Annotated in this window: 16 protein-coding genes; 13 read left to right on the top strand and 3 right to left on the bottom strand. The window is 57.9% G+C overall.

What is annotated here, in order from left to right; translation table 11 throughout:
• Window positions 1-104: 104 nt before the first annotated feature.
• Genes QOL84_RS15360 through QOL84_RS15350 form a run of 3 tightly spaced genes read left to right on the top strand, consistent with a single transcriptional unit; the run spans window position 105 to window position 2,257 of the window.
• Window positions 105-1,508, top strand: a complete 1,404-nt coding sequence (locus tag QOL84_RS15360) for a sodium-dependent transporter (protein WP_283437732.1) — start codon at window positions 105-107, stop codon at window positions 1,506-1,508.
• Between the two features lie 7 nt (window positions 1,509-1,515).
• Window positions 1,516-1,950 carry a type II toxin-antitoxin system RatA family toxin gene (locus QOL84_RS15355; protein WP_008088301.1) on the top strand — a complete coding sequence of 145 codons (435 nt, stop codon included), beginning with the start codon at window positions 1,516-1,518 and terminating at the stop codon, window positions 1,948-1,950.
• Complete coding sequence (locus QOL84_RS15350) at window positions 1,943-2,257, top strand: RnfH family protein (protein WP_283437731.1); 315 nt, start codon at window positions 1,943-1,945, stop codon at window positions 2,255-2,257. Before QOL84_RS15355 ends, QOL84_RS15350 begins: the two co-directional genes overlap by 8 nt.
• A 61-nt stretch (window positions 2,258-2,318) precedes the next feature.
• Here the strand turns inward: QOL84_RS15350 and QOL84_RS15345 are convergent, their stop codons facing one another.
• Window positions 2,319-2,849, bottom strand: a complete 531-nt coding sequence (locus QOL84_RS15345; RefSeq protein WP_129388930.1) for an outer membrane protein assembly factor BamE — start codon at window positions 2,847-2,849, stop codon at window positions 2,319-2,321.
• Window positions 2,850-2,946: 97 nt separating this feature from the next.
• On the opposite strand from QOL84_RS15345, the gene fur reads away from it, so the two are divergent.
• The gene (gene fur, locus QOL84_RS15340; RefSeq protein WP_129388933.1) at window positions 2,947-3,351 is read left to right on the top strand and encodes a ferric iron uptake transcriptional regulator; all 405 of its coding nucleotides are present in this window, start codon (window positions 2,947-2,949) and stop codon (window positions 3,349-3,351) included.
• A gap of 81 nt (window positions 3,352-3,432) precedes the next feature.
• On the opposite strand, the gene recN is transcribed toward fur, so the two are convergent.
• Window positions 3,433-5,106: a DNA repair protein RecN gene (recN, locus tag QOL84_RS15335; RefSeq protein WP_053117017.1), complete on the bottom strand. Its 1,674-nt coding sequence runs from the start codon at window positions 5,104-5,106 to the stop codon at window positions 3,433-3,435.
• A gap of 240 nt (window positions 5,107-5,346) precedes the next feature.
• Here recN and grpE point away from each other — a divergent pair, with 240 nt between their 5' ends.
• From grpE to QOL84_RS15295, 8 genes are all read left to right on the top strand, one after another.
• Window positions 5,347-5,913: a nucleotide exchange factor GrpE gene (gene grpE, locus QOL84_RS15330; protein ID WP_129388939.1), complete on the top strand. Its 567-nt coding sequence runs from the start codon at window positions 5,347-5,349 to the stop codon at window positions 5,911-5,913.
• 102 nt (window positions 5,914-6,015) lie between these two features.
• The gene (gene dnaK, locus QOL84_RS15325) at window positions 6,016-7,932 is read left to right on the top strand and encodes a molecular chaperone DnaK (protein ID WP_283437730.1); all 1,917 of its coding nucleotides are present in this window, start codon (window positions 6,016-6,018) and stop codon (window positions 7,930-7,932) included.
• Between the two features lie 296 nt (window positions 7,933-8,228).
• Window positions 8,229-9,353: a molecular chaperone DnaJ gene (gene dnaJ / locus QOL84_RS15320; RefSeq protein ID WP_007915222.1), complete on the top strand. Its 1,125-nt coding sequence runs from the start codon at window positions 8,229-8,231 to the stop codon at window positions 9,351-9,353.
• 9 nt (window positions 9,354-9,362) lie between these two features.
• Window positions 9,363-10,169, top strand: coding sequence for a 4-hydroxy-tetrahydrodipicolinate reductase (gene dapB / locus QOL84_RS15315; protein WP_129388945.1), 807 nt, complete (start codon window positions 9,363-9,365; stop codon window positions 10,167-10,169).
• A 257-nt stretch (window positions 10,170-10,426) separates the two neighbouring features.
• The gene (carA, locus tag QOL84_RS15310; protein WP_129388948.1) at window positions 10,427-11,563 is read left to right on the top strand and encodes a glutamine-hydrolyzing carbamoyl-phosphate synthase small subunit; all 1,137 of its coding nucleotides are present in this window, start codon (window positions 10,427-10,429) and stop codon (window positions 11,561-11,563) included.
• 125 nt (window positions 11,564-11,688) lie between these two features.
• Window positions 11,689-14,910, top strand: a complete 3,222-nt coding sequence (gene carB / locus QOL84_RS15305; protein WP_129388951.1) for a carbamoyl-phosphate synthase large subunit — start codon at window positions 11,689-11,691, stop codon at window positions 14,908-14,910.
• The gene (greA, locus tag QOL84_RS15300) at window positions 14,907-15,383 is read left to right on the top strand and encodes a transcription elongation factor GreA (protein ID WP_129388954.1); all 477 of its coding nucleotides are present in this window, start codon (window positions 14,907-14,909) and stop codon (window positions 15,381-15,383) included. The genes carB and greA overlap by 4 nt, the downstream gene beginning before the upstream one ends.
• Before the next feature lie 28 nt (window positions 15,384-15,411).
• On the top strand, window positions 15,412-15,816 hold the full coding sequence (locus QOL84_RS15295; protein ID WP_129388957.1) for an MFS transporter: 405 nt from the start codon (window positions 15,412-15,414) through the stop codon (window positions 15,814-15,816).
• 9 nt (window positions 15,817-15,825) lie between these two features.
• Here the strand turns inward: QOL84_RS15295 and QOL84_RS15290 are convergent, their stop codons facing one another.
• A complete protein-coding gene (locus QOL84_RS15290; protein WP_129388960.1) occupies window positions 15,826-16,134 on the bottom strand; it encodes a YhbY family RNA-binding protein in 309 nt (102 codons plus the stop codon).
• A 101-nt stretch (window positions 16,135-16,235) separates the two neighbouring features.
• Between QOL84_RS15290 and rlmE the strand changes: the two genes are divergently transcribed.
• A complete protein-coding gene (gene rlmE, locus QOL84_RS15285; RefSeq protein WP_008088328.1) occupies window positions 16,236-16,865 on the top strand; it encodes a 23S rRNA (uridine(2552)-2'-O)-methyltransferase RlmE in 630 nt (209 codons plus the stop codon).
• Window positions 16,866-17,061 lie beyond the last annotated feature (196 nt).

Raw genomic sequence — 17,061 nt, 5'->3', positions numbered from 1 at the left:
TGGAGATAAACGGCTGTCGGCTACGGTGATGCTGCGTGCTTGAGCAGGTTGAGTGAATCCCGGACAATGCGGCCTCTTTTTCTAACGCTTGGGCGTGATAAACGATGTCGACAGACAAGGTTTCTGTCCACGGCAGTTGGGCTAGCCGCTGGGTTTTCATATTCGCCGCGACCGGTTCGGCCGTGGGGTTGGGCAGCATCTGGAAGTTCCCGTACATGGTCGGGGTCTACGGCGGCGGCGCCTTTGTGCTGATGTTTCTGGCATGCATTGCCTTGATCGGTATCCCGGTAATGCTGGCCGAAACCCTGATTGGTCGGCGTGCGCGGCAGAGTCCGGCCAACGCCTTGAAGGTACTGGCAATCGAGGCAGGGCATTCGCCCAAGTGGTCGTGGGGGGCGTTTGCCGGGATGATCACGGCGCTGCTGATCCTGTCTTTCTACAGCGTGGTCGGCGGCTGGTCGCTGGATTACATCATCGACATGGGACGTGGGGATTTCCAGGGCGTAACGGCTGATCAGGTCGGGGCGTACTTCGGGAATGTCATCTCCAATCCTTGGCGCCTGACACTTTGGCACACGATTTTTATGCTGTTATCGGCTTTCGTGATCGCCAAAGGCGTGGTTGCAGGGCTTGAGCGCAGCTTGCGAATCATGATGCCGCTGCTGTTCGTGATGATTCTGGTGTTGCTCGGTTACAGCATGACCACCGGACATTTCATGGAGGGCGTGCACTTCATGTTCGACTTCCACCCGGAAAAGGTTCTCGACGGCTTGCTGCCGGCAATGGGACACGCATTCTTTTCGCTGAGTGTGGGCGTCGGTTCAATCATGATTTACGGCGCCTACATGCCGAAAAACGCGTCGCTGTCCGGCACCGTTGTCGGTGTGGCGCTGCTGGATACCTTCGTTTCGCTGGTCGCCGGCCTGGCCTTGTTCCCGATCGTATTCGCAGCGGGCCTCAACCCGAGCGAAGGCCCGGGCCTGATGTTCGTCAGCCTGCCATTTGCCTTTGGTAACGTCGCGTTCGGTCAGTTGATGGGCGTGGTGTTCTTCGTTCTGGTGGCCGTTGCAGCATGGAGTTCGGCAATTTCCCTGCTCGAACCGATGGTGGCGTATCTGGTTGAACGCACCAAAGTCAGCCGCGCCTGGGTGACTTTCTGGCTGGCTTTCACTTGCTGGTTCGTCGGTTTGGGCACGGTGTTCTCCTTCAATATCTGGAAGGAAGCCAAATTTTTCGTGAACGAAGGCGGGATGTTTCACCTCTACCAATGGGGAGCGAAGAGCGGTCTGGACTTCTTTGGCGTGATCGATTTCTTCACCTCGCGGATCATGTTGCCGCTCGGTGGCCTGTGTTTCGTGCTGTTTGCCGGATGGGTGATGGGGCGTGAAGCGGTGCGCGACGAATTGTCGATCCGTAATCCGGCACTGTTTGCCCTGTCTTTGTTCTTGATGCGCTACGTGGCGCCTATCGGCATTCTTGTAGTGTTTGCCGCTCAGCTCTGGAAGTAACGCTTACATGACGACACATATTCAACGATCAGCGCTGCTGCCGTACCCGGCGCAATTTCTCTATGACCTCGTCAACGATGTGGCGCGTTATCCGGAGTTTCTGCCGTGGTGCTCGGCGGCCGAGGTGCTGGAAAGCTCACCGGAGCATATGCGCGCCAGCGTCGGCGTGGCGAAGGGCGGCCTCAGCCAGCACTTCGTCACACGCAATACGCTGGTGCCGGGGCAGTCGATCGAGATGAACCTTGAAGAAGGTCCATTCAATCAATTGCACGGCGTCTGGGTGTTCAAGGTGTTGAATGAGAAGGCCTGCAAGATCAGTCTCGATCTGTCCTTCGATTATGCCGGGCCTCTGGTGCGCGCGACGCTCGGGCCGCTGTTCAATCAGGCGGCGAATACGCTGGTGGATGCGTTCTGTCAGCGCGCCAAGCAGATGCATGGTTGAGACGATGATCGAAATCGAGGTGGTGTATGCCGCCGTTGATCGTCAGGTTTTGCGCGTGGTCAGTGTTCCGCAAAGCACGACCGTGCGCGAAGCCGTGCTCAAGTCCGGCATTGGCGATGAGTTTGCGCCGCTGAATCTGGCCGACTGCCCGCTGGGAATTTTCGGCAAGGTGGTTGCCGATCCGCAGAGTCGACCGGTTCAGGCGGGCGATCGCATCGAAATCTACCGGCCATTGCTGGCTGATCCGAAAGAGGTTCGACGCTTGCGGGCAGCCAAGGCTGCCGAGGCGAAAGCGCGACATCAGTGACCAGGCCAAACGGCAGGCAATAAAAAACCCGGAATTTCCGGGTTTTTTATTGCCTCGCAAATTACTGCGGCGAGGTGTCCAGCGGCTCTGGTGTCGGAACCGGAACGGTCTCCACGCCATCGACGTCCTTCTGGATCTGATCCAGCAAGGAACCTGGCTTGGCCGGTTTTTCCGGTTTCGGCTTCTCGGCGTTTTCAGCAGGGGCGGTCACGTTGGTCGTGCCGCTGTCCTTGCCGAGAATGGCTTCGTCACGGCTCACGCCGGGCATGAAATCACCCGACAGGCTGACAAGCTGGTCGTTTGAGTTAAAAATAACGCTGACGCGTTCCTGTTGGCGTTCACCGCCACCCGGTTGCAGGCTGTACAGATAATCCCAGCGATCGGCATGGAACGTGTCGGTCAGCAGGGGGTTACCCATGATAAACCGTACTTGCGGCCGGGTCATTCCCGGGCGTAACTGGTCTATCATATCCTGCGTGACGACATTGCCCTGCTGGATGTCGATTTTGTAAACCCCGGGGAATGAACAACCGGCGAGTGCGAGCAGTCCCACAAAGGTGAAACTGGTTAGCAAGAGCTTGGTGTTTTGCATCGGTGGGCGACTTCCACTATCTTGGCTGGGACAACGTAAACGCCGATCATACCCGCATTAAGAGAAGCTGCGAAGCAGCATCGCGAGAAAGCTGACCATGGTTGAAAATAGCGAACTACGCAAAGCCGGCCTTAAAGTGACCCTGCCACGGGTCAAGATCCTGCAAATGCTCGACTCCACCGAGCAGCGTCACATGAGTGCCGAGGACGTCTACAAGGCGTTGATGGAAGCTGGCGAGGACGTCGGTCTGGCCACGGTTTACCGTGTTCTGACCCAGTTCGAAGCAGCTGGTCTCGTTGTCCGTCACAATTTCGACGGCGGCCACGCGGTCTTCGAATTGGCCGACGGCGGTCACCACGACCATATGGTCGATGTGGAGACCGGTGAGGTTGTCGAATTTGTCAGCCCAGAAATCGAAAAACTGCAGAAGGCAATTGCCGACGAGCACGGTGTCGAGTTGGTGGATCACAACCTGGTGCTGTACATCCGCAAGAAAAAGTAAGCATGTCGCGCGAATTCAGGTTCGCGAAACGAACGAAGGCGACCCCAGGGTCGCCTTCGTGCTTTCTATTGTTTCAAAATCTTAAACTTTCGCGGTAACCACCATTTTTTTCGCGTGAGCCAACGATTCCTTGGTCAGATCGATGCCGCCGAGCATCCGCGCGACTTCTTCTATTCGTTCGGTCTTGCTCAGCTTGGACACAGCGGTGTGGGTTGCCTCATCGCCACGCACTTTGTGCACGAACAAATGCTGATGCCCTTGCGCCGCGACTTGTGGCAAGTGCGTCACCGTCAATACCTGCCCGCGTTCGCCCAGTCGACGCAGCAATTGGCCGACAATTTCAGCCGTCGGGCCGCCAATGCCTACGTCGACTTCGTCGAACACCAGTGTTGGTACCCGTGAGGTCTGGGCGGTGATCACCTGAATCGCCAGGCTGATCCGCGACAGTTCACCGCCGGAAGCCACTTTGGCGAGGGCTTTCAAGGGTTGGCCAGGGTTGGCACTGACCAGCAGTTCAACCTGTTCCAGTCCATTGGGCAGCAGTTCGTCGCTGCTGTTGGCGCGTAGTTCGATGGTGAAGCGACCACCAGGCATACCCAGACGCTGAATTTCCTGTTCCACCGCGCTGGCCAGACTGCCAGCCGCTTGATGACGCAAGTCGCTCAGCTCCCGGGCCTTCTCCTGATAATGACGGGCATAGGATGCGAGTTCCTCGCCCAGGCGCTCGATGGATTCGTCGTTGGCGTTGAGTGTTTCGATTTCATCCAGCAATTTTTGCTGCATTTCCGCGACCTCGGTCGGCTGGATCCGGTGCTTGCGCGCCAGGGTATAGATCGCATCGAGGCGTTCTTCCAGGTACTGCAGGCGGGCCGGATCGGCATCGAAGTTGTCGAGGAAGCGATTGAGTTCGCCGACAGCCTCTTCAACCTGAATCTGCGCGCTGGTCAGCAAGCTGCTGGCTTCGCCCAGTGCGCCAACTGAATTGTTCACGCTCGACAGACGATTGAGGCTGGCCGTCAGTGCGTTCAGGACATTGCCTGAATCACTTTCGCTGCATTGCTCGACCACTTGCCGGCAGATGCCCAGCAGGGTTTCGGCGTTGGTCAGGTTTTTGTGTTCCTGCTCCAGCTGTTCGAGTTCATTATCGCCGAGACCAAGGTTTTCCAGCTCTTCAAGCTGATAGCTAAGCAATTGATGGCGTGCGCGCTGTTCATCACCGGAGTTGGAGAGGCGCTCGAGCTCCTGGCGAGTCTGCCGCCAGCGCTGGGCGGCGAGCTGAACCTGGCGGGCCAGATCGGTAGCGCCCGCGTACTCGTCCAGCAAACGGCGGTGGGTATCGGTTTTCAGCAGGGACTGATGTTCGTGCTGGCTATGAATGTCGATCAGCAATTCGCCGAGAGACTTGAGATCACCCAGCGGGCAGGGCGTGCCGTTGATATAGCCGCGCGAACGGCCTTCGCTGGTGATCACCCGACGGAGGATGCATGGACCGTCGATGTCCAGATCGCGCTCGGCGAGCCACGCGCTGGCTTCGGGAATGTCGACAAGGTCAAAAGTCGCGAGGATGTCGGCCTTGTCGGCGCCGGGGCGGACCACGCCGCTGTCGGCACGATCGCCCAGCGTCAGGCCCAGCGCGTCGAGCATGATCGACTTGCCGGCGCCGGTTTCCCCTGTGATCACGCTCATCCCGCGATCAAGTTCGAGATCGAGATGTTCAACGATGGCGTAGTTGTGTACGGACAGGTGCACCAGCATAACGGCCGCTCCCAGGCTTTAGGTCTGGTTATTTATACAGTGTTTTGTTTCTGGCTGACAATGCCTGCCCTTAGCTCGATTTGCTTGAACTGAAAATGTTCTTAGCGCATCGGGGAATGAGAATGCGGCACTTTTTTGTAGGGTTAATGCTTGAAGACCCTTGAAGCCTGATTTTGCGGCCCCATATATCGGGGCAGAAGCGCGAGTCAGGCTCGCGGACGAAATTGAAAGGAGAATTCTATGGCTGACGAACAGACAGTAGATACGCAAAACCCAGAAGCCAATCAGGCACCCGCAGGTTCGGGTGATGACCTGGCGACCCGTGTACAAGTGCTCGAAGAGCAATTGGCCGCCGCGCAGGATCAGTCTCTGCGTGTAGCTGCCGATCTGCAGAACGTTCGTCGTCGTGCCGAGCAGGACGTCGAAAAGGCGCACAAGTTTGCCCTGGAGAAATTCGCCAGCGACTTGCTGCCGATCGTCGATAGCCTGGAGCGCGGCCTCGAGCTGTCGAACCCGGACGACGAAAGCATCCGTCCGATGCGTGAAGGCATCGAACTGACGCTGAAAATGTTCCACGACACCCTCAAGCGTTATCAGCTTGAAGCGATCGATCCGCATGGCGAACCGTTCAATGCTGTTCAGCATCAGGCAATGGCCATGCAGGAAAGCGCCGACGTAGAACCGAACAGTGTTCTGAAGGTGTTCCAGAAGGGCTACCAGCTCAACGGTCGCCTGTTGCGCCCGGCCATGGTTGTGGTCAGCAAGGCGCCTGCGCCAATTTCGCCTTCGATTGACGAGAAGGCTTGAAATTAGCCGCAAGGCCCCCATTTAGAAGTCAAGCGTTTAAGTGCTACCGCAGTCAGCCACCACTGCTGCGGCATCCAAATCCAAAGTTTCGGGAGAGTTAACATGGGCAAAATTATCGGTATCGACCTGGGGACTACCAACTCCTGCGTCTCCGTGCTGGAAAACGGCAAGGCAAAAGTTATTGAAAACGCTGAAGGCGCGCGTACCACGCCGTCGATCATCGCTTACGCCAACGATGGCGAAATTCTGGTAGGTCAGTCGGCCAAGCGTCAGGCTGTGACCAACCCGCACAACACTCTGTACGCAGTAAAGCGTCTGATCGGTCGTCGTTTCGACGAAGAAGTTGTGCAGAAAGACATCCAGATGGTGCCTTACAAAATCGCCAAGGCTGACAATGGCGACGCTTGGGTTGAAGTGAACGGCCAGAAAATGGCACCGCCACAAATCTCGGCTGAAATTCTGAAGAAGATGAAGAAGACCGCCGAAGACTACCTCGGCGAGCCAGTGACCGAAGCGGTAATCACCGTTCCGGCCTACTTCAACGACAGCCAGCGTCAGGCGACCAAAGACGCCGGCCGCATCGCCGGTCTGGACGTAAAACGTATCATCAACGAACCAACCGCAGCTGCTCTGGCTTACGGTATGGACAAGGCCAAGGGCGATCACACCGTGATCGTTTATGACCTGGGTGGCGGTACTTTCGACGTTTCCGTAATCGAGATCGCTGAAGTCGATGGCGAGCACCAGTTCGAAGTACTGGCTACCAACGGCGACACCTTCCTTGGCGGTGAAGACTTTGACATTCGTCTGATCGACTACCTCGTTGACGAATTCAAGAAAGAAAGCGGCATGAACCTCAAAGGTGACCCGCTGGCGATGCAGCGCCTGAAAGAAGCCGCTGAGAAAGCCAAGATCGAACTGTCCTCGAGCCAGTCGACCGACGTCAACCTGCCGTACATTACTGCAGACGCGACCGGTCCTAAGCACCTGAACGTGAAGATTTCGCGTGCCAAGCTCGAAGCACTGGTTGAAGACCTGGTTCAGCGCACCATCGAACCTTGCCGCATCGCCATGAAAGACGCTGGTCTGGATGTTGGCGCGATCAACGACGTGATTCTGGTCGGTGGTCAGACCCGTATGCCGCTGGTACAGAAGCTGGTTACCGATTTCTTCGGTAAAGAAGCGCGTAAAGACGTTAACCCGGACGAAGCTGTTGCCATGGGTGCTGCGATTCAGGGCGCTGTTCTGGCTGGTGACGTGAAAGACGTTCTGCTGCTCGACGTCAGCCCGCTGACCCTGGGTATCGAAACCATGGGTGGCGTGATGACCGCGCTGATCGAGAAAAACACCACGATTCCTACCAAGAAATCGCAAGTGTTCTCGACTGCCGACGACAACCAGGGTGCTGTGACCATTCACGTTCTGCAAGGCGAGCGCAAGCAAGCCACTCAGAACAAGTCCCTGGGCAAGTTCGACCTGGCCGACATTCCACCTGCTCCACGTGGCGTGCCGCAGATCGAAGTGACCTTCGACATCGACGCTAACGGCATCCTGCACGTTGGTGCGAAAGACAAGGCTACCGGCAAGACGCAGTCGATCGTGATCAAGGCCAACTCCGGTCTGTCCGATGACGAAATTCAGCAAATGATTCGTGATGCTGAAGTGAACGCTGAAGAAGACCGCAAGTTCGAAGAGCTGGCCGCTGCCCGCAACCAGGGTGATGCACTGGTTCACTCGACGCGCAAAATGGTTGCTGATGCGGGCGACAAGGTCACTGCCGAAGAGAAGACTGCGATCGAGAGCGCTGTGGTTGCTCTGGAAGCCGCTGTCAAAGGCGACGACAAGGCTGCCATCGATGCGAAGGTTGAAGAGCTGTCGAAAGTCTCCGCTCCGGTTGCTCAGAAGATGTACGCCGAACAGGCTCAGCCTGCTGAAGGCGCAGCGCCGCACGACGAGAAAGCTGAAAAGGCTGACGACGTAGTCGACGCTGAGTTTGAAGAAGTCAAAGACCACAAGTAAGTTGTTGGTCGGCCGGTTGACTGCCTTTAGGCAGTGACTGGTAGGATGTCGCCGCGCGGGAGCTAGCTCCCGCGTTGGCGTATCTGGAATACGCGAATTTTTACAGCATGCGACAACGTTCGGATGCTGGCGGTATGGCTGAAGATGCTCCTGCTTTTCACGCCACAAGTACCGCAGAATCAAAGACCAGGATCGTTGAATTGACGTGAGTTGGGTCCGGGCCTGTATTGGGGCTCAACGAGTTTGGCGATCCTCAGGAGGGGTTTGCCGAACGTCCTCAAGAGTGCAGAAGACTTATGGCAAAGCGTGACTATTACGAAGTGTTGGGTGTTGAGCGTGGCTCAAGCGATGCGGACCTGAAGAAGGCTTATCGCCGTCTGGCAATGAAGCATCACCCGGACCGTAATCCCGATGACAAAGCGTCGGAAGAGATGTTCAAAGAGGCCAACGAGGCCTACGAAGTGCTGTCCGATTCGAGCAAGCGCGCGGCATACGACCAGTACGGTCATGCCGGTGTCGACCCGAGCATGGGCGGCGGCGGTGCCGGTTTCGGCGGGCAGAATTTCTCTGACATCTTTGGTGATGTCTTCAGTGATTTCTTCGGTGGCGGTCGCGGCGGTTCCCGTGGCGGCGCGCAGCGTGGCAGCGATTTGCGCTACACCCTGGAGCTGAATCTGGAAGAGGCGGTGCGCGGTACCACCGTGAATATCCGCGTTCCGACATTGGTCAACTGCAAGCCATGCGACGGCTCGGGCGCCAAGAAAGGCTCGTCGCCATCGACGTGCCCGACTTGCGGCGGCATCGGTCAGGTGCGCATGCAGCAGGGCTTCTTCTCGGTGCAGCAGACCTGCCCGCGTTGCCATGGCCAGGGCAAGATCATTTCCGATCCGTGCGACTCCTGCCACGGCGACGGCCGCGTCGAAGAGTACAAGACGCTGTCGGTCAAAGTGCCGGCCGGCGTCGATACCGGCGACCGCATTCGTCTCTCCGGTGAAGGCGAAGCGGGTACCCAGGGCGGTCCGACTGGCGACCTGTATGTGGTCATCAATGTGCGCGAGCACGACATTTTCCAGCGCGACGGCAAGCATCTGTTCTGCGAAGTGCCGATCAGCTTCGTTGATGCAGCCTTGGGCGGCGAGCTGGAAATCCCGACCCTCGACGGTCGCGTCAAACTGAAAATCCCTGAAGGCACCCAGACCGGCAAGCAGTTCCGTGTGCGCGGCAAAGGCGTTGCGCCAGTGCGTGGCGGCGGTGCAGGCGATTTGATGTGCCGCGTTGCGGTCGAAACGCCGGTCAATCTGAACCGTCGTCAGCGCGAACTGCTGGAAGAATTCCGCAGCTCGCTGGCGGACGACAACAGCCATTCGCCGAAAACCACCGGTTGGTTTGACGGTGTGAAGCGTTTCTTCGGCGATCTGTAAGGAGTCGGCATGCGACGTATAGCTGTGATGGGCGCTGCTGGGCGCATGGGCAAGATTCTGGTCGAGGCCGTGCAGCAGCGCGCGCCATTGACCGGGTTGACCGCTGCGGTGGTTCGTCCTGGCAGCACGCTGATCGGCGTGGATGCCGGTGAGCTGGCATCGTTGGGTCGCATCGGCGTGCCGCTGTCCGGTCATATCGAGGCTGTGGCGGAAGAGTTCGACGTATTGATCGACTTCACGCTGCCGGAAGTGATGCTGAAAAACCTCGCCTTCTGCCGCAAAGCCGGCAAGGCCATGGTCATCGGTACCACCGGGCTGGACGCTGCGCAGAAGCAGTTGCTGGTCGAGGCGGGCAAGGATATTCCGATCGTGTTTGCGGCGAACTTCAGTGTCGGCGTCAATCTGTCGCTGAAGCTGCTGGACATGGCGGCACGCGTGCTGGGTGATGAAGCGGATATCGAAATCATCGAGGCTCATCACCGTCACAAGATCGATGCGCCGTCGGGTACGGCGCTGCGCATGGGTGAAGTGATTGCCAGTGCGCTGGATCGTGATTTGCAGAAAGTCGCGGTCTACGGTCGTGAAGGTCACACCGGTGCCCGTGAGCGCGAAACCATCGGCTTCGCCACCGTACGCGGCGGTGATGTGGTGGGTGATCACACCGTGTTGTTTGCTTGCGAAGGTGAGCGTCTGGAGATCACGCACAAGGCTTCGAGCCGCATGACTTTCGCCAAGGGTGCGGTGCGTGCCGCGCTGTGGCTGGATGCTCGCGAGCCAGGTCTGTACGACATGCAGGACGTGCTCGACCTGCGCTGATTCATTGCTGAACCCGGCGCAAACGCCCTGTTTGCGCTGGTTTTTCTCCGCTAGCCGACGTCCTGTCGCATTCTCCGGCCTTTTAGGCTCTTTAGCGGTGGACCAAAAAAGCCTTTTTCTGTAAGCTACAGCTTTAGTGTGTCCACTAAAAGCGCGCAGAATAATTCAGTGAAGAAGCGGGGTGACGTGTCCATACGTCACTCCGCTTTTTTACAACCTGCGATCGCCCTTTCATGCGTTATTTACGGGAGGTCTTCTTGACTAAGCCAGCCATACTTGCCCTTGCTGATGGCAGCATTTTTCGCGGCGAAGCCATTGGAGCCGACGGTCAAACCGTTGGTGAGGTGGTGTTCAACACCGCAATGACCGGCTATCAGGAAATCCTTACCGATCCTTCCTACGCCCAACAAATCGTTACCTTGACTTACCCGCACATCGGCAACACCGGCACCACGCCGGAAGACGCCGAGTCCGACCGCGTGTGGTCCGCTGGCCTGGTCATCCGTGACCTGCCGCTGGTAGCGAGCAACTGGCGTAACAAGATGTCCCTGTCCGACTACCTGAAAGCCAACAATGTTGTGGCAATCGCCGGTATCGACACCCGCCGCCTGACCCGCATCCTGCGTGAGAAAGGCGCACAGAACGGCTGCATCATGGCCGGCGACAACATCTCCGAAGAAGCTGCAATTGCTGCCGCGCAAGGCTTCCCGGGCCTGAAGGGCATGGATCTGGCGAAGGTCGTCAGCACCAAGACTCAGTACGAATGGCGCTCGACTGTCTGGGATCTGAAGACCGACAGCCACGCGACCATCGACGCTTCCGAGCTGCCTTATCACGTGGTTGCCTACGACTACGGCGTCAAGGTCAACATCCTGCGCATGCTGGTCGAGCGCGGCTGCCGCGTCACCGTGGTACCTGCGCAGACGCCTGCTGCTGATGTCCTGGCACTGAAGCCGGACGGCGTGTTCCTGTCCAACGGCCCTGGTGATCCGGAGCCATGCGACTACGCGATCAAGGCGATCAAGGAAGTCCTGGAAACCGAAATTCCGGTCTTCGGTATTTGCCTGGGTCACCAACTGCTCGCTCTGGCTTCCGGCGCCAAGACCCTGAAAATGGGCCATGGCCACCACGGTGCCAACCACCCGGTGCAGGATCTGGACACTGGTGTCGTGATGATCACCAGCCAGAACCACGGTTTCGCGGTAGACGAAGAGACCCTGCCAGCCAACGTGCGAGCGATTCACAAATCGCTGTTCGACGGCACCCTGCAAGGCATCGAGCGCACCGACAAGAGCGCGTTCAGCTTCCAGGGTCACCCTGAAGCGAGCCCGGGCCCGAACGACGTCGCGCCACTGTTCGACCGCTTCATCAACGAGATGGCCAAGCGACGCTAAGCGTTCGCCTTGAGACTGTAGAGAGAAGCCCACGAGGGTGGCCCCGGCACCGGCGGCCCCTTCGGGACTTCAGAAATCGATCAAGACGGCTTGCCGACTGACCTGCGGATTTGAGTGACAAACCCATGCCAAAACGTACAGACATTAAAAGCATCCTGATTCTCGGCGCTGGCCCGATCGTTATCGGCCAGGCCTGCGAATTCGACTACTCCGGCGCGCAGGCCTGTAAAGCCCTGCGCGAAGAGGGTTACCGCGTCATCCTGGTGAACTCCAACCCGGCCACCATCATGACCGACCCGGACATGGCCGACGCGACCTACATCGAGCCGATCAAGTGGCAGACCGTTGCCAAGATCATCGAGAAAGAGCGTCCGGACGCCGTGCTGCCAACCATGGGCGGCCAGACCGCTCTGAACTGCGCCCTGGATCTGGAGCGCGAAGGCATTCTGGAGAAGTTCGGCGTGGAAATGATCGGCGCCAACGCCGACACCATCGACAAGGCTGAAGACCGTTCGCGTTTCGACAAGGCGATGAAATCCATCGGCCTGGCGTGCCCGCGTTCCGGTATCGCGCACAGCATGGAAGAGGCCAACGCGGTTCTCGAAACCCTCGGCTTCCCGTGCATCATCCGTCCGTCCTTCACCATGGGCGGCACCGGCGGCGGTATCGCTTACAACCGTGAAGAGTTCGAAGAAATCTGCGCCCGTGGTCTGGACCTGTCGCCGACCAAAGAGCTGCTGATCGACGAATCGCTGATCGGCTGGAAAGAATATGAGATGGAAGTTGTCCGCGACAAAAAGGACAACTGCATCATCGTCTGCTCGATCGAAAACTTCGACCCGATGGGCGTGCACACCGGCGACTCGATCACCGTCGCGCCAGCACAGACCCTGACCGACAAGGAATACCAGATCCTGCGTAACGCCTCCCTGGCGGTACTGCGCGAGATCGGCGTCGAGACTGGCGGTTCCAACGTGCAGTTCGGTATCTGCCCGGACACTGGCCGTATGGTCGTGATCGAAATGAACCCGCGTGTATCGCGTTCCTCGGCCCTGGCTTCGAAAGCCACCGGTTTCCCGATCGCCAAAGTCGCGGCCAAACTGGCTGTGGGCTACACCCTCGACGAACTGTCGAACGACATCACTGGCGGCAAGACCCCGGCGTCCTTCGAGCCGTCGATCGACTACGTCGTGACCAAGCTGCCACGCTTCGCCTTCGAGAAATTCGCCAAGGCTGACGCGCGTCTGACCACTCAAATGAAGTCGGTCGGTGAAGTCATGGCCATCGGCCGGACTTTCCAGGAATCCCTGCAGAAAGCCCTGCGCGGCCTGGAAGTTGGCGTTTGCGGTCTGGACGAGAAGCTCGACCTGAGCAACCCGGAAAGCATGAGCGTACTCAAGCGTGAACTGACCGTGCCGGGCGCCGAGCGCATCTGGTACGTGGCAGACGCTTTCCGCGCCGGCATGACTGTCGAAGAAATCTTCGCCATGAACATGATCGACCCGTGGTTCCTGGTGCAGATCGAAGATCTGATCAAGGACGAAGAGAAGGTCAAGACCCTTGGTCTCTCCGCTATCGACCGCGACCTGATGTACAAGCTCAAGCGCAAAGGCTTCTCCGATCAGCGTCTGGCCAAGCTGCTGGGTGTGACCGAGAAGAACCTGCGGACTCACCGTCACAAGCTGGAAGTGTTCCCGGTCTACAAGCGCGTTGACACCTGCGCCGCCGAGTTCGCCACTGACACCGCTTACCTCTATTCGACTTACGAAGAAGAGTGCGAAGCCGCGCCGTCGGGCCGCGACAAGATCATGATCCTGGGCGGTGGCCCGAACCGTATCGGCCAAGGTATCGAGTTCGACTACTGCTGCGTTCACGCTGCCCTCGCACTGCGCGAAGACGGCTACGAAACCATCATGGTCAACTGCAATCCGGAAACCGTTTCCACGGATTACGACACGTCCGACCGTCTGTACTTCGAATCGGTAACGCTGGAAGACGTGCTGGAAATCTGCCGCGTCGAGAAGCCGAAAGGCGTGATCGTCCAGTACGGCGGCCAGACTCCGCTGAAACTGGCGCGTGCCCTGGAAGCGGCTGGCGTGCCAATCATCGGCACTAGCCCTGATGCGATCGACCGCGCTGAAGACCGCGAGCGCTTCCAGCAAATGGTTGAGCGTCTGAACCTGCGTCAGCCACCAAACGCCACCGTGCGCAGCGAAGACGAAGCGATTCGTGCCGCCAGCAAGATCGGTTACCCGCTGGTGGTGCGCCCATCCTATGTACTGGGTGGCCGCGCGATGGAAATCGTCTACGAAGAAGAAGAGCTCAAGCGCTATCTGCGTGACGCGGTGAAAGTGTCCAACGACAGCCCGGTGCTGCTCGACCACTTCCTCAACTGCGCCATCGAAATGGACGTGGATGCGGTCTGCGACGGCAAAGACGTCGTCATCGGCGCAATCATGCAGCACATCGAGCAGGCTGGCGTTCACTCCGGTGACTCCGCGTGCTCGCTGCCGCCGTACTCGCTGCCTGTGCATATCCAGGACGAGATGCGCGAACAGGTCAAGAAAATGGCCCTGGAACTGGGCGTTGTCGGTCTGATGAACGTGCAGTTGGCGTTGCAGGGCGAAGACATCTACGTCATCGAAGTCAACCCGCGCGCTTCGCGTACCGTGCCGTTCGTATCGAAGTGCATCGGTGTTTCCCTGGCTATGATCGCTGCGCGCGTGATGGCCGGTAAGACTCTGAAAGAAATCGGCTTCACCAAGGAAATCATTCCGAACTTCTACAGCGTGAAAGAGGCGGTGTTCCCATTCGCCAAATTCCCTGGCGTTGACCCGATCCTCGGGCCAGAGATGAAGTCGACCGGTGAAGTGATGGGCGTTGGCGACACCTTCGGTGAAGCATTCGCCAAAGCCCAGATGGGCGCCAGCGAAGTGCTGCCGACCGGCGGTACCGCATTCATCAGCGTGCGCGATGACGACAAGCCACTGGTTGCAGGCGTGGCCCGCGATCTGATCAACTTGGGCTTCGAAGTGGTTGCCACCGCCGGTACTGCCAAGCTGATCGAAGCGGCAGGCCTGAAAGTGCGCCGTGTGAACAAGGTGACCGAGGGTCGTCCGCATGTGGTCGACATGATCAAGAATGACGAAGTCACCCTGATCATCAACACTACCGAAGGTCGTCAGTCGATCGCTGATTCGTACTCCATTCGTCGTAATGCCTTGCAGCACAAGATTTACTGCACCACTACCATTGCTGCTGGCGAAGCTATCTGTGAAGCGCTGAAGTTCGGTCCTGAAAAAACCGTGCGCCGCTTGCAGGATCTACACGCAGGATTGAAGGCATGATCAAATACCCAATGACCGTCCAGGGCGCTAAAGCCCTGGAAGAAGAACACGCTCACCTGACCAAGGTCGTACGTCCGAAGCTCAGCCAGGACATCGGTACGGCCCGCGAGCTGGGTGACTTGAAAGAAAACGCCGAATACCATGCCGCGCGCGAACAGCAAGGCATGGTTGAAGCGCGGATTCGTGATATCGAAGGCCGGATTCAGAATCAGGTCATCATTGATGTCACGTCCATCCCGCATACCGGCAAAGTGATCTTCGGCACTACCGTCGAAATCGCCAACGTCGAGACCGATGAAAGCGTCACTTACCACATCGTGGGTGAGGATGAGGCAGACTTCAAACTCGCCAAGATTTCGGTCGGTTCGCCTCTGGCCCGCGCCTTGATCGGCAAGGAAGAGGGCGATGTGGTCGCCGTGAAAACGCCAAGTGGCGTTATCGAGTACGAGATTGTCGAAGTCCGTCACATCTGAAGGTCGGCGCCCGCTGCATGCGGGCGCCATGCTTTGGCAGCTGGCCCAGATGCTCTGGGTTGGCGGCCTATGGCTGATTCATCTTGGCCTGCAGCCGGTGTTGGGCAAAATTGGCCTGGCACCGCTGTTGATCGATGAAGTCGCAAGTTCATTTGAAGTGCTGGTGGTGGGTTTTGCCGCCGCATGCGTGATTTTTCAGGCTTTGGTGCTGGTACAGGCCGAGGGCCTTGCCAGTCTATGGCGGGATTTGCGCGGGCAGGTGTTGTTGCTGGCGTTATATGCGTGTGCGATGTATGTCGCAGTGCGTATTGGCTGGCCGGATGCGCAGCACTGGCTGGTGTTCAGTTTTCTGATTCTGGGCTTTTGCGGTGTGGTGCTGGTATTGCAGCCAGTTCCGGGGTGGAGTGGCAGGGTGCGCGAAGCACACCCTTGACCCTTGTCATCACTTGAAGCGATGAACGTTCGACAGCTGCTTGTTGGCGCTGAAGTTCTTGCGGTAAACCAGTGCCATCTTGCCGATGACCTGTACCAGATCTGCTTTGCCGACCTTGCACAGTTCTGCAATGTGCGCCAGGCGCGACTCGCGATCGAGGATGTTGAGCTTGATTTTAATCAGCTCGTGATCCGCTAGAGCGCGTTCAAGCTCGGCTAGCACACCTTCAGTCAGACCGTTGTCTGCCACCGTCAAAACTGGTTTCAGATGGTGGCCAATGGATTTGTACTGTTTCTTCTGCTCTTGAGTGAGCGGCATAATCTGACCCTTTCGTCTGGATTCTGTAAAATGGCGGCCATTTTACCCGAGGGTTCGTGGATCCGCCCAATTAATCACGACCCTTATTATCGAGGTGCCCAATGGCGCGTTCCAAGACAAGCCTTGGTTGGCTGAAAAGACATGTCAACGATCCCTATGTGAAGCAGGCGCAGAAGGATGGCTACCGCTCGCGTGCGAGTTACAAACTTCTGGAAGTCCAGGAGAAATACAAGCTGATCCGCCCTGGCATGAGCGTCGTCGACCTGGGCGCAGCGCCCGGCGGCTGGTCGCAGGTCACCAGCCGGCTGATCGGTGGTCAGGGGCGTCTGATCGCTTCGGACATCCTGGAAATGGACAGCATCCCCGACGTTACCTTCATCCAGGGCGACTTCACCGAGGACGCCGTGCTCGCGCAGATCCTTGAGGCCGTGGGTAATTCGCAGGTGGACCTTGTGATTTCCGATATGGCCCCCAATATGAGTGGTACGCCCGAAGTGGACATGCCCAAAGCCATGTTTCTTTGCGAGCTGGCGCTTGATCTGGCCGAGCGGATTCTCAAGCCGGGTGGTAATTTCGTGATCAAGATTTTCCAGGGCGAAGGGTTTGACGTGTACCTGAAGGATGCCCGGAAGAAATTCGACAAGATCCAGATGATCAAGCCGGATTCGTCCCGTGGGAGTTCGCGCGAGCAGTACATGTTGGCTTGGGGTTATCGCGGACGTAGTGAGTAAAACGAGGTTTTTTGTCGGGGTGATAGGTTTTTCGTATTTCGCCCCGAGCGCTTTAGCGAATATTGTGTAGAAAGTGTTTCACAAAGGGTTACAGACGGCGCCTGCCAGAGCTGTAGGTAATGTAGTAAGTTAGGCCGGTGAATATCATGCGAAGCGCGCGCCAGTAGCGGAGCTTGCTTCAGAGGGTAGTTAATTG

The organism is Pseudomonas helmanticensis, assembly GCF_900182985.1.
GTDB classification, from domain to species: domain Bacteria; phylum Pseudomonadota; class Gammaproteobacteria; order Pseudomonadales; family Pseudomonadaceae; genus Aquipseudomonas; species Aquipseudomonas helmanticensis.
Note: the sequence above shows the minus strand (reverse complement) of the source record. Positions and strands in the feature narration are given on the sequence as shown.

Bases quoted from the DNA above. Each gene is read 5' to 3' on its own strand.
- grpE (WP_129388939.1), top strand. From the start codon at position 5,347: ATGGCTGACGAACAGACAGTAGATACGCAAAACCCAGAAGCCAATCAG.
- QOL84_RS15355 (WP_008088301.1), top strand. From the start codon at position 1,516: ATGACGACACATATTCAACGATCAGCGCTGCTGCCGTACCCGGCGCAA.
- dnaJ (WP_007915222.1), top strand. From the start codon at position 8,229: ATGGCAAAGCGTGACTATTACGAAGTGTTGGGTGTTGAGCGTGGCTCA.
- dapB (WP_129388945.1), top strand. From the start codon at position 9,363: ATGCGACGTATAGCTGTGATGGGCGCTGCTGGGCGCATGGGCAAGATT.
- dnaK (WP_283437730.1), top strand. From the start codon at position 6,016: ATGGGCAAAATTATCGGTATCGACCTGGGGACTACCAACTCCTGCGTC.
- QOL84_RS15350 (WP_283437731.1), top strand. From the start codon at position 1,943: ATGGTTGAGACGATGATCGAAATCGAGGTGGTGTATGCCGCCGTTGAT.
- QOL84_RS15360 (WP_283437732.1), top strand. From the start codon at position 105: ATGTCGACAGACAAGGTTTCTGTCCACGGCAGTTGGGCTAGCCGCTGG.
- greA (WP_129388954.1), top strand. From the start codon at position 14,907: ATGATCAAATACCCAATGACCGTCCAGGGCGCTAAAGCCCTGGAAGAA.
- QOL84_RS15345 (WP_129388930.1), bottom strand. From the start codon at position 2,849: ATGCAAAACACCAAGCTCTTGCTAACCAGTTTCACCTTTGTGGGACTG.
- QOL84_RS15295 (WP_129388957.1), top strand. From the start codon at position 15,412: ATGCTTTGGCAGCTGGCCCAGATGCTCTGGGTTGGCGGCCTATGGCTG.
- rlmE (WP_008088328.1), top strand. From the start codon at position 16,236: ATGGCGCGTTCCAAGACAAGCCTTGGTTGGCTGAAAAGACATGTCAAC.
- QOL84_RS15290 (WP_129388960.1), bottom strand. From the start codon at position 16,134: ATGCCGCTCACTCAAGAGCAGAAGAAACAGTACAAATCCATTGGCCAC.
- carB (WP_129388951.1), top strand. From the start codon at position 11,689: ATGCCAAAACGTACAGACATTAAAAGCATCCTGATTCTCGGCGCTGGC.
- recN (WP_053117017.1), bottom strand. From the start codon at position 5,106: ATGCTGGTGCACCTGTCCGTACACAACTACGCCATCGTTGAACATCTC.
- fur (WP_129388933.1), top strand. From the start codon at position 2,947: ATGGTTGAAAATAGCGAACTACGCAAAGCCGGCCTTAAAGTGACCCTG.